Origin of the sequence: Sphingorhabdus sp. EL138, from assembly GCF_945862485.1 — a bacterium.
Lineage (GTDB): Bacteria > Pseudomonadota > Alphaproteobacteria > Sphingomonadales > Sphingomonadaceae > Sphingorhabdus_B.
Genome location: NZ_CAMAYF010000034.1, coordinates 1 through 11,254, shown reverse-complemented (window position 1 = coordinate 11,254; position 11,254 = coordinate 1). Strand labels below are relative to the sequence as shown.

Genomic DNA, 11,254 nt, shown 5'->3' with positions numbered 1-11,254 from the left:
AAGGGTCCGAACCGTTAAGTTCAATATGTCCCCGACTGGTCGGACGGCAGGGGTTGTGCGACAGCAAAAATGCCGAAAATGGATCAGGATTCAGCAGTTTGCGTTCCGACAAGGGCGTCTTAGTGTAACTCACTGGGCTAAAATAAAGCTGCAAATTGGGGTGCTCTTTGCTCGCATCACTGCGCACGAAACCGCCACTTTGATTAACGCTCAACGACAAAGGCCCTGCGCGGTCAGCGACATAGCGCAAGCCCGCAAGCAACTTGCCAAAAAACGGGTGAAGCACATCGTTCAACGTCGCCGTCCGGACCTTATAGAAATAGGAGACGGCAATATGGTCCTGCAAATTGTGGCCCACCGCTTTTGCATCCATTAGCGGCGTAATGCCCGCATTTTTCAGATGATCCGCAAGTCCTATGCCCGACAGCATAAGCAATTGGGGTGAATTAATGGCGCCGCCTGAAAGGATGACTTCGCGCCGTGCCTTCGCCTCTTTGCGCACGCCTTTGCAGGTGTAAGCCACCCCTACCGCGCGCTGCCCATCAAATAATATCCGCGACACATGCGCTAAGGTCTGAAGTTTCAACGTCTTGCGTTTTCGCGCCGGATGCAGAAACGCATTCGCCGTGGAGGCACGCCAACCGCCGCGCGTGTTGATTTGATAATAGCCTACGCCCTCTGGTCGCCCGCCATTAAAGTCACTGCTGGCGGGAAAGCCTAATGCCTGCGCGGACTCGATAAAGCTGCGACAGATCGGGTGCGCAAATGGTGATATATCCGTGACATGCTGCGGTCCGCCCTTGCCGTGATGCGCGCTGTGCCAGTCGAAATCCTCCGACTTTTTGAAATAAGGCAAGACATCGTCCCAGCCCCAGCCTTGGTTGCCCAAAGCTTTCCAGTCATCAAAATCACGCGGCTGTCCGCGCACATAGACCATGGCGTTGATTGAACCCGACCCGCCGATTACCTTACCGCGCGGCCAATAGCTTCGCCTGCCGCCAAGCGCCTCAACCGGTTCGGTATCGTACATCCAGTTAATCCGCTTATCAAAAAAAGTGCGGCCATAACCAATGGGCATCTGAATCCAGATGGACCGGTCGCTGCCGCCTGCTTCGAGTAACAAGACACTATATTTGCCGTCTTCGGTCAGGCGGTTGGCAAGCACACAACCCGCCGTGCCTGCGCCGACGATGATATAGTCGAATTCTTCCGTCACTGAACTGGGTGCTGCGTCATCTCGAGATGGAGCATGTTACCCGTATATGGGTTGGCGCGTGCCACATCTTCATTTAATTCGACCCCTAAGCCCGGCGCGGTCGACGGGATGACATGCCCCTCCTCAAACCGGATCGGCGATTTCAAAATTTCCGTGTGAAAGCCACCCCAAGTCTCAATGCTTTCAAGGATCAGGAAATTTGGCGAGCAGGTCGCAATTTGGATGTTAGCCGCGCCCACAATCGGGCCGCAATATAAATGCGGCGCGATCTGCACATGATCAACCTCCGCCATGGCGGCTATCTTCTTGGCTTCCAATATGCCGCCGACCCGCCCGAGATTCATTTGTAAAATCGCCGCTGCACCTGCACGTAACAACCGCGCGAAATCATATTTTGTCGTCAACCGTTCACCCGTTGCAACAGGGATCGACGTTGCCCTTGCCACCTTGGCCATTTCTTCGGGCGCATCGGGTGGCACGGGTTCTTCCAACCACAAAGGATCAAAAGGCTCTAGCCGCTTGGCAAGACGAATAGCGCCCGCCGCCGTCATTTGACCGTGCGTGCCGAATAACAAATCTGCCTTCATGCCGACCGCTTCGCGCAAAGATTTTGCAAAGCGTTCGCACAGATCCAGCGCTTCTAATAACAATTGCCGCCCATCAAACGCCGAATATGGCCCTGCTGGATCAAATTTCAAAGCGGTGAAGCCTTGGGCTAAATATTCCGCCGAACGCTCCGCCGCCAGATCGGGGTCGTGATACACATCTGTTTTGTCGCCGGGTCGCGGATAGATATAGGTGTAGGCGCGCAGCCGTTCATGGACTTGCCCGCCAAGCAACTTGTACACTGGCTTGTTCGCTTCTTTGCCGATGATGTCCCAACAGGCCATTTCGAGCGCCGATAAAACCCCCATCAATGTCAAATCGGGATGCTGGGTAAAACCGCTGGAATACACTCTACGCCACATATTTTCGATGTCGTGCGGATCATTGCCCGCGACATAACGCGCAAACACATCCTCTATCATTTTGGCGACGAGATGCGGTTCAAACGGCACGCAATAGGCCTCACCAATGCCCGACACACCGCTGTCGGTCGTTATTTTGACGAACACAAAATAGCGTCCGCCAAAATGCGGCGGCGGATTGCCTACGACGAAGGTTTCAATGTCAGTCAGCTTCATGCGGTGCGAAACCCGCTGATCGATTTAATTTCCAGAAAATCGCGGACGCCAAATTCGCCATATTCGCGGCCATTGCCCGACTGTTTATACCCGCCAAAGGGCGCCATATAATCCTGGCTCGTGCCATTAATGCTCACACCACCTGCGCGCATCAACCGCGCTACACGGCGCGCACGCTCCATGTCGTTCGTTTGCACATACGCATAAAGCCCATAGGGTGAGTCATTCGCGATAGCGATGGCGTCTGCTTCATCTTTAAAGGGAATCAGGACAAGCACGGGCCCGAACACTTCTTCTTGCGCGATACGCATCTTGTTATGGACGCCGGCAAAAACCGTAGGCTTCACATAATAGCCGCGGTTAAAGCCCTCGGCCCGGCCAGTGCCACCTGCAACAAGCTGCGCGCCCTCATCAATTCCGACCTGAATGAGGCCCTGGATCTTGTCATAATGTGCCTTGCTGACCACTGGGCCATAATGCGGCCCTTTTTTCATCGGGTCGCCAAGCTGAGCCGCTTTCGCAACACGGGCCGCAATGGCAACCGCCTCATCATAGACTGATTGCTCAACAAGCATACGCGTCGGTGCGTTGCAAGATTGGCCGGTATTGCCATAGCAATGCAAAACGCCGCGCGTGACCGCCGCCTCCAAATCGCTGTCCGCAAAGACGATATTGGCGGATTTCCCACCCAGTTCCTGGGCAACACGCTTCACGGTATCCGCTGCGTTTTTGGCGATTTGAATGCCCGCCCGTGTCGATCCGGTGAAGGAGATCATGTCGACTTCGGGGTGGCTGGTCAGCGTATCGCCGACCGAAGCGCCCGTGCCGTGGATCATGTTGAACACGCCCTTGGGGAAACCAGCCTCTTCAACCATTTCCGCAAAGAGCTGCGCCGACAATGGTGCCATCTCGCTGGGTTTCAAAACCATACTGCAGCCGGTAATAAGCGCAGGCCCCACCTTGCAAACGATCTGATTGATCGGCCAGTTCCACGGCGTGATCAGCACGCAAACACCGATAGGCTCATGCGTGACAATGCCATCTGTGCCAACGTCATAGTCCCATGCCATTTCGCGCACGGCCTTAACCGTCGCTTTCAAATGGCCGGGGCCACTTTCCGCCTGCGCATCATAAGACAGGTCATAAGGCGCGCCCATCTCGGTCGAGATAGCGGTTACCATTTCGTCATAGCGTCGTTCAAAAATGCTGATCAGCTTTTCCACCAACGCAATCCGGTGTTCCAGCGTCGTCGCCGCATAGCCGTCAAATGCCGCCCGAGCCGCCTGAACCGCCCGATCAGCATCATCCTGCCCGCAAACCGCAACAATGGCGCAGATTTCTTCCGTAGCAGGATTTACCGCATCTACCGTTGCTGTGGATGTCGCAGGCAAGACCCATGCGCCATTTATATACGACTTAAGCGGCGAATTAGACATATCCAATGGCTCTCTTTTGATCTTCAATAATGTATTTTTCGGCGCGCCAATAATGCCAGGCCGCCCACAGGCCGGTGGGTGCGAGAATGAGCTGGGCAATGCGCAGGGAGTCTGCATTGCCGCCGCCTGTAGCATCAAAAAAGTCACTGAGGCTGCCAACAATAGTTGGCGCAACAATCAGGTTCAGAACATTGGCAACAAGCAAGGATATCGCCACGGCCATGGACCGCATTTTCGGTGCAGCCAAGTTCTGACATAGTGCAAATGCCGGGCCGATGTAGAAATAGATTGCTGGAATAAACAACCACCACATGATCTGTGCCATCCCCAAATCGCGCGTATAATAAGCAAAAAACGATGGGATAGTGGCCAATGCCGTTACCACGGCCAAAAGCCGGGCGATTTTTCGTGGATCGGTGTAAGCAGGACGCGCCACCACCCATGCCGTCAACAACGACGCACCAATCCCACCAATAAGATAAATCCAGCCCAACATACCGCCAGCTTCGCCTTCATCCATGCCATAGGTCCGTTGCAGGAATAACGGTGTGAACCACATCAAACCCCAACCCCAAAGCGCCGACAGGCCGCTGCCCGTCATCGCATGCACAGCCGATTTTTGTGACCAGAGGAATTTTAGGGTTTCCATGACCGTTGGCGCTTTATCTTCCTGCACTAGGTCAAGGCGCCCGCGCTTAGGTTCCTTAATCGTTATCATGATGATCAGCGCCAAAATGATACCGGGCACACCCAGCACCAAGAAAGCGGCGCGCCAGCCGTGTACTGTCGATACCAATCCAGCGATGTCCGAGCCAAGCCACGCCCCGATGGGAGCACCAAGGGCGAAAACCGTCATGGCCATGGAGCGCCGGTCTGCAGGGAAATAGTCAGCAATAATGGAATTGCACGCAGGCGTACCACCAGCCTCACCGATACCAACGCCCACACGCGCCAGCAGCAAGTCAAAATAACCGCGCGTGTAACCCGTAATCGCCGTCATAAATGACCAGACAGCAACCGACGCGGCCAGCAAGTTGCGGCGATTGGTCCGGTCGCACAACCATGACAAAGGGATGCCCATAATTACATAAAAAAGCGCAAGCGGCAGGCCAAGCCACGCGGTCTCCGTATCGCTCAATTTCAATTCTTCGCTAATGGGTCCAAGCAATGTGGACAAAACATAACGGTCAGCGATACTGATCGTGTACACCAGCATCATGATGATGAGGACATACCAACGCTGCCCCAGTGAGGACACTTCATCGGCACTTACTGGTGCGGTCGGCTCGTTATTCGCCATCGTCATTCCCCTCAGGTTGCGGCCAGTTCTGGCCCTAATTTGTTGCGCAGCGGATCAAGGAAATCACTGAAATTTTCCCACTGATCGACGCCACTTTTGAAAATCGGTTGTCGCACCTGTTCCGAGCTCGCGGTCCGCACCGCGCGCTCGGTCTGGTGGAAATTGAGGCAGGCCTCTTCAAAAGGAAGCCCGCAATAATCGAGTAAACGCCGGACTTGGGTTTCCAGATCGGCAACGACTTCCTCGTAACGGACGCGCAGTATTTTGCCGGGCAGCACATTGTCCCAATGATCCATGAGCTGGACATAGTCAGCATAATATTGACCGATTTCCTCTAGCCCGTAGGTGAATTCCTGACCTTCGGCGAAGAGTTGTTTAAACCCGCTGAAGCAACACCCCATGGCCCCGCGCCGCGCATCGATAATCTTGGCGTTTGGCAAAATCATGTTGATCAGGCCGATATGCCGGAAATTGTTCGGCATTTTATCGATGAAGAAGGGCGTGCCGCCTTTGCGATAGACCTGCGTGTCGCGGATAAACTCTTCGCCGAAACGGGTTACATCTTCATGCGTCAAATCCCCCAAATTGGCGGGATATTCGGGCTCCTCACCAACAACACGCTGCCGGTCGAGGCGGAACGCCAAAGCAAAGATATTCGGGAGCTCCATCGTCCCTTCCACTTGGCTGTGCGAGGCGAGGATTTGTTCCAGCAAAGTGGAACCAGCGCGCGGCAACCCGACGATGAAAATCGGGTCAGCGGCAGCACAGCCTGCCCCTGAAAATTTCTCAAGCAGTTCAGGGGTTACCAGTTCGCGTTGCAGCCGCATTTCGTTCGACAGCCGGCTCGGATTATATTTCAGCTCCTCGCGTTTCAACCGATTACCCAGCTCATAATATTCGAACGACGCGTCATAATCGCCGCGATCTTCCAGCGCCTTGCCGAGCGCAAAACACAAATGATACCGGTCATCCAGCGCCGTTATGGGCGAAGCCTGCCGATCGCGCATCTGCGCGATTTCAATGTCATCGAACCGGTAAGTCTTCAGATTGGCGAGGCTCCAATAGGCATCGCCGCAGTCCGGCCGCACTTGATACGCCCGTCGATAAGCGGAAATTGCCTCATTTTGTCGCCCAACGGTTTTTAGCGCATGACCGTAGGTCAGATTAATGCCAGGGTTATTAGGCATGGATCCAAGCAAAGCCTCATAAATCAGCATCGCTTCATCAAAATTGCCGACGGCCAAATTTTCATTGGCATAGAGCATTTCAAACTCGGGATTACCCGGTTCTTTTGCGCGTAACTCTGAGGCTTCGCTGAGTGCCAGTTCAAATTTTTGGCGCTTTCGCAATACTTTCACATAATCGAAATGTGCGCTGACATTGTCAGGCTCCAGAACCTTGCAGGATTCGAGTAGAAACTCCGCCTCATCATAAGCATTAAACTTCATGCCGATATCGGCAAGCAAGCGCATCGCCTCCACATGATGGCCGTTGCGCTGCAGGAAGGCGCGACACAATTGCTCGGCTTTGTAGATACGCCCTTCTTGAATAAAGCTCGCGACGCTCAGCAACTCGGGCGGAAGCGCCGAAAGATGCGTATATTGCGCATGCGCAAAATTAGCTGGCCCTTCGCGCCCAGCCGCATCATGTAACTCGGAAAGAATACGCCAGCTTGCAACAAGTGCACCATTATGCGTCACGGCACGTTGATAGGAAGCGACAGCTTCTTCGACACGACCAGTACCACGAAAGCAGTGCCCACGCTCTTGCCACGCACGGCCATAACCTGAGTCAACGGCAATCAATTTATCCAGCGTCGCAAGTGCGGCCGGTATTTGCCGCTGCATCCGCTGCACCACTGCCAAAGTGTATAGGGCATCAATGTTATCGGATGCGTTTTTGAGTATGCCAACGCACACGGCCTCTGCTTCAGCTAATCGGGCATTTTGCAGATGCGACCGCGCTTCACGCAAGTTGGCGTCAATATTATCCGACGAGGCCTCGGCCAGCATTGTCACCTACTCTCCCATATTGTGACGAACGATTGCACGAACCTTGCAGCAATTCGCACGCTTAACGCAATGCAGAAATGCAGATGTGGCAAAGCGCCCCTAGTTTCCTAGGGGCGCCCACCTTGTTGCTTAAATCTTGTACGAGAAACGCAGTCCGATTGTGCGTGGACGCGATGTCGTCGTCCGCAGTTCACCGTCGTTCCCGCTCTTGTAAAGCTCGGGACGCTCGTCGGTCAGGTTGTCACCAAACAACTCCAGACGCCACTCGTCTTTCGAGACACCGATTGCTGCGCCGGCCGTGGTGTAGGAACCAAGGTTCTGCGCAGCCTTCACCGGCGCAATCACGTCACCGGGACGGACAGTTACGCCGTTATAGGTGACAGGAATCGCTGCCGCATAGCCAAGCGTAGGGTTCGACGATTGATAGCGAATGTCGACATTATCAATGACGTCAGAGATGCTCTTGCCGACATAATGTATGCCAATTTGCGCGAACGGAGCAAGACCCGAGGACAGTTCCTTTTCCCAATGCAAACGCGCATTGAACTGGAATTTGGGGCTCAAAGCAAGTGGTCCACCAAGTGGACGGAGCACCTTCGAGCTTTTCCGATACTTCGTCATTTCAGAGTCATTGTACGAAAATGCGCTGTTAAACGTCAATTCCGGCGTGGTACGCCACGTTACGTCGCCTTCCAAACCTTTGATCCGCGCATCAAGCAAGTTCGTGGTAAATGTTTGGTTCGAGATGTTCTGGTCGAAAACCGTAATCTGAATGTTGCTCCAGTCGATCTGATACGCAGCAAAGTTCACCTGCAAACGACGGTCAAGTAGCGAGAATTTACCGCCAACTTCATAGTTTTGCACCTTGTCCGGTACATATGTACCCAAGCGAACAAAGTCAGCATTGGTCGGACAAATCGTACTTGGTACGCGGCACGGACGACGGTTGAAGCCACCTGGACGGAAACCATCTGAGTAAGTCGCGTACACTAAGGAAGTGTCATTGAGACGATAGGTCAAGTTGGCTTTGTACAAAGTGCCGCTATACTTTGCTGGTGATGCGTCAGCATAAAGCACGTTGAGGTTGGCGCTCACATTATACGTCGTTGGCGGCGTAGCTGCAGACGAATAGGTGCCAGTAGTAGCGTTATATACGCCACGGGACCCACCAAAGCTGCCGTTCGACGAACCGTTGATTGAAGCCTCTTCATCATAATAACGCAGACCACCGGTCAAAATCAGCTTGTCTGGAATGATATCAAAGGACGCTTCACCATAAGCAGCAAGTTGCTTATCTTGGCGCTGGATGTCATTGAAAAAGCCAACCTTGCCTGGACGGATGCTGGTATCATTCGCGTTTACCGAAGCATTTGGTGCCCGACGATAGATAAAGCCAGCTGCCTCTTGCAGATAGGACCAGTCGGTATTGTCGAACAATTTGTTATCATCGTAGAACAGACCAAAGGTACCGCGAAGACGCTTGTCAGCAGGCGTTGTTACGCGGAATTCGTGCGTCATGCGCTCAGTCCGGTTACGAACCTGATAGCTTTTGCTCGGCGCGTAGCAGGTATTGCCGATATTGCCATTGTACGCTGCGGTGTAATACACGCCGCGGTCGCATTCATAATATGGCAGATAAAGCCCGATGTTTGAATATCCGGCATAATCAGCAACCTGCGTCGCACGGTGCTTCAGGAAAGAACCTGTGTAGATCAAATCAAGCGCACCGAGACGACCGTTAACACCCCAAGTCGAGAGAGTTACGCGATCGCGCAGTGAGTTATCATTGAACTTCGTTACCTGGAGATCACCAACAGAGGGTTCAAAATCAAAGACACCATCGGTATCCAGTTCCTGACGCACATGCATTAGATCGACAGACCAATCGTCTGTAACCTTCCAAGTCAGTGCAATACGGCCGCCGCGATAGGTTGCATCGTTATAATTGTCTTCGACAAAGGCATCATTGCGGATAGTTTGACGCGTCGGCGCACGATAGAGGCTTCCAGTGCAGTTTGGTACTGCGGTAGTAGCCGTTGCTTGGCAAGACTGGATCGCACGCATCACGAGTAAGGGGTTGCCCGTTGGCAACTTACCAGCAACGCCCACATTGCCATTGAAAGGCATTTGGTATGTTGCTGCGACATTGTCGATGTAGCCACCCTGCTGGTCGGTGTAAAACACAGCGCGAACGGCCAGCTTATCCTGCACGACGGGGATGTTGATGAACGCGTCGCCAGCAACACTTTCTTCACCACCCTTGGTAAAGGCATAGCTGGAGTTGAAACCAGCGCTGAACGCGCTCGTGTCTGGCTTATTCGTGATGTAGCGGACTGCACCACCCATCGCGCTTGCGCCGAAGAGCGTGCCCTGCGGACCTGCCAAAACTTCAACGCGCTGAAGATCAACAGCATATAGGTCAAGGTTACGACCAACGAGTGATGCAGGTGCATCGTTAATGTAAAGCGCGACCGTTGGCTGTGCACCAGCAGTACCAGCGATTTGCAAGCCTGGCGAGTCTGTCGAAAGACCACGGATGAAGATGGAAGATGCACCTGGGCCACGCGAAGCAGCGCGGACATTAGGCAGATATTCGATCAGTTTTTCAAATTTGGTTACGTTTAGGTCGCTCAGTGCCTCACCGCCCAAAGCGGTAATAGCTAGCGGCACCCGATTGGCCGACTCTTCACGACGCGTTGCGGTTACAACGATATCAGCGATACCACGGTCCCGCTCTTCAGCAGATTGCTGCGCAAATGCAGGATTAATACCGATGCCAGCGCTCGCCGACGCAATAACAAGCGCCGCTGTCGAAATTTTCAAATAACTTTTCAATTTCATTCCCCTCAACCATGCCCCGACTTTGCGAGGGCTTTTAAACTCCACGTTATAGACTGAAACTGGAGCCCCATGCAAGCAACTGACCAAATTTTCACGATTGGTAAAATAAATTCTTTAATCAATTACATCATCTTCATATCGCGATTAGAAGACCTAATATATATCTGAACGAGTTGGTGCGTACGGAGTTGGGCGGCTACGCGATGCCCAATTTCTATAGGAGTGGGATATAAGATGAAAACCGGCGCCGACTTTGTTTTGCTTATCATGTGTGAGGACCGAAAAGGCATCGTCGCCGCTGTCGCCAACTCGATCGCCAGCCAAGATTGCAACATCGTCGAAAGCTCGCAGTATAGCGACGAAAATACCGGTCGATTTTTTATGCGTATTGCCGTTTCGTGCACGGCCGAAACGACGATTAAGAGCTTTAGCGCCGCATTTATGCCCGTTGCAACCGCATTCCGGTTGGAATGGCGCATCCACGACCTGCGCAAAAAACTCCGCGCCATGATCATGGTGAGTCAAGGCGGTCATTGTTTGAACGACCTGCTGTACCGCACCTCCACCAACCGGCTACCGATGGAAGTTACCAGCATCGTATCCAACCACTTGAATTGGCAGCGACGCGCAGAGCATGAAGGCATAGCTTTTCAATATTTGCCGATCACGCCAGAAAATAAGCTGGAACAAGAAGCAAAATTGCTAGCTATGGTAGAGGAGCAGCAAGTCGATCTCATCATCCTCGCGCGTTATATGCAAGTCTTGTCGGACCAGCTTTGCCGCAAACTTGATGGCCGTGTGATTAACATTCATCACAGCTTTCTGCCCGGATTCAAGGGCGCGAAGCCTTATCATCGTGCGCATGAACGGGGCGTCAAAATGGTGGGTGCTACAGCGCATTATGTAACCGCTGACCTCGACGAAGGGCCCATTATCACGCAAGACGTGTCCATCGTTGATCATGCCGACACCGTCGACGATTTAATCGCGCAGGGCCAAGACACCGAAAGCCGAGTGCTGGCGCGCGCAGTTAAGCTCCATTTGGAACATCGCGTGATGCTGAATGGCAACCGCACTATTGTGTTCAAGTAAGTTTCGCGCAAATCAGACAATAATTAAGGATCCCTGCCATGAAGACCCGCGCAGCTGTTGCATTTGAAGCCAAGAAGCCTTTGGAGATTGTTGAGTTGGACTTGGAAGGTCCCAAGGCTGGCGAAGTGTTGGTGGAGATTATGGCGACGGGGATTTGCCATACCGATGCGTAT

The 11,254-nt window shown here is 53.2% G+C and carries 7 protein-coding genes and 1 pseudogene; 2 read left to right on the top strand and 6 right to left on the bottom strand.

Going from position 1 to position 11,254, the window contains the following annotated elements:
• The 6 genes from Q0O33_RS09985 to Q0O33_RS09960 all read right to left on the bottom strand — a co-directional run.
• On the bottom strand, window positions 1–1,216 hold a 1,216-nt coding region (locus tag Q0O33_RS09985), incomplete at its 3' end, for a GMC family oxidoreductase N-terminal domain-containing protein (RefSeq protein ID WP_295499055.1).
• The gene (locus tag Q0O33_RS09980; RefSeq protein ID WP_295499052.1) at window positions 1,213–2,400 is read right to left on the bottom strand and encodes a mandelate racemase/muconate lactonizing enzyme family protein; all 1,188 of its coding nucleotides are present in this window, start codon (window positions 2,398–2,400) and stop codon (window positions 1,213–1,215) included. The genes Q0O33_RS09980 and Q0O33_RS09985, both read right to left, overlap by 4 nt.
• Window positions 2,397–3,836 carry an aldehyde dehydrogenase family protein gene (locus tag Q0O33_RS09975; protein WP_295499049.1) on the bottom strand — a complete coding sequence of 480 codons (1,440 nt, stop codon included), beginning with the start codon at window positions 3,834–3,836 and terminating at the stop codon, window positions 2,397–2,399. The genes Q0O33_RS09980 and Q0O33_RS09975 overlap by 4 nt, the downstream gene beginning before the upstream one ends.
• On the bottom strand, window positions 3,829–5,136 hold the full coding sequence (locus tag Q0O33_RS09970) for an MFS transporter (protein WP_295499046.1): 1,308 nt from the start codon (window positions 5,134–5,136) through the stop codon (window positions 3,829–3,831). The genes Q0O33_RS09975 and Q0O33_RS09970 overlap by 8 nt, the downstream gene beginning before the upstream one ends.
• 11 nt (window positions 5,137–5,147) lie before the next feature.
• Window positions 5,148–7,148 carry a tetratricopeptide repeat-containing sulfotransferase family protein gene (locus Q0O33_RS09965; RefSeq protein ID WP_295499057.1) on the bottom strand — a complete coding sequence of 667 codons (2,001 nt, stop codon included), beginning with the start codon at window positions 7,146–7,148 and terminating at the stop codon, window positions 5,148–5,150.
• A gap of 129 nt (window positions 7,149–7,277) precedes the next feature.
• Window positions 7,278–9,989 (bottom strand): TonB-dependent receptor, encoded by a 2,712-nt coding sequence (locus tag Q0O33_RS09960; RefSeq protein WP_295499044.1) that lies wholly within the window; start codon window positions 9,987–9,989, stop codon window positions 7,278–7,280.
• Window positions 9,990–10,223: 234 nt separating this feature from the next.
• On the opposite strand from Q0O33_RS09960, the gene purU reads away from it, so the two are divergent.
• Window positions 10,224–11,081, top strand: a complete 858-nt coding sequence (gene purU / locus Q0O33_RS09955) for a formyltetrahydrofolate deformylase (protein WP_295499041.1) — start codon at window positions 10,224–10,226, stop codon at window positions 11,079–11,081.
• A 38-nt stretch (window positions 11,082–11,119) separates the two neighbouring features.
• Window positions 11,120–11,254, top strand: a pseudogene (locus Q0O33_RS09950) (S-(hydroxymethyl)glutathione dehydrogenase); the annotation flags it as partial.

Excerpts from the sequence above, each read along its gene's own strand:
- Q0O33_RS09975 (WP_295499049.1), bottom strand. The coding sequence starts at position 3,836 with ATGTCTAATTCGCCGCTTAAGTCGTATATAAATGGCGCATGGGTCTTG.
- Q0O33_RS09970 (WP_295499046.1), bottom strand. The coding sequence starts at position 5,136 with ATGGCGAATAACGAGCCGACCGCACCAGTAAGTGCCGATGAAGTGTCC.
- Q0O33_RS09960 (WP_295499044.1), bottom strand. The coding sequence starts at position 9,989 with ATGAAATTGAAAAGTTATTTGAAAATTTCGACAGCGGCGCTTGTTATT.
- purU (WP_295499041.1), top strand. The coding sequence starts at position 10,224 with ATGAAAACCGGCGCCGACTTTGTTTTGCTTATCATGTGTGAGGACCGA.
- Q0O33_RS09965 (WP_295499057.1), bottom strand. The coding sequence starts at position 7,148 with ATGCTGGCCGAGGCCTCGTCGGATAATATTGACGCCAACTTGCGTGAA.
- Q0O33_RS09980 (WP_295499052.1), bottom strand. The coding sequence starts at position 2,400 with ATGAAGCTGACTGACATTGAAACCTTCGTCGTAGGCAATCCGCCGCCG.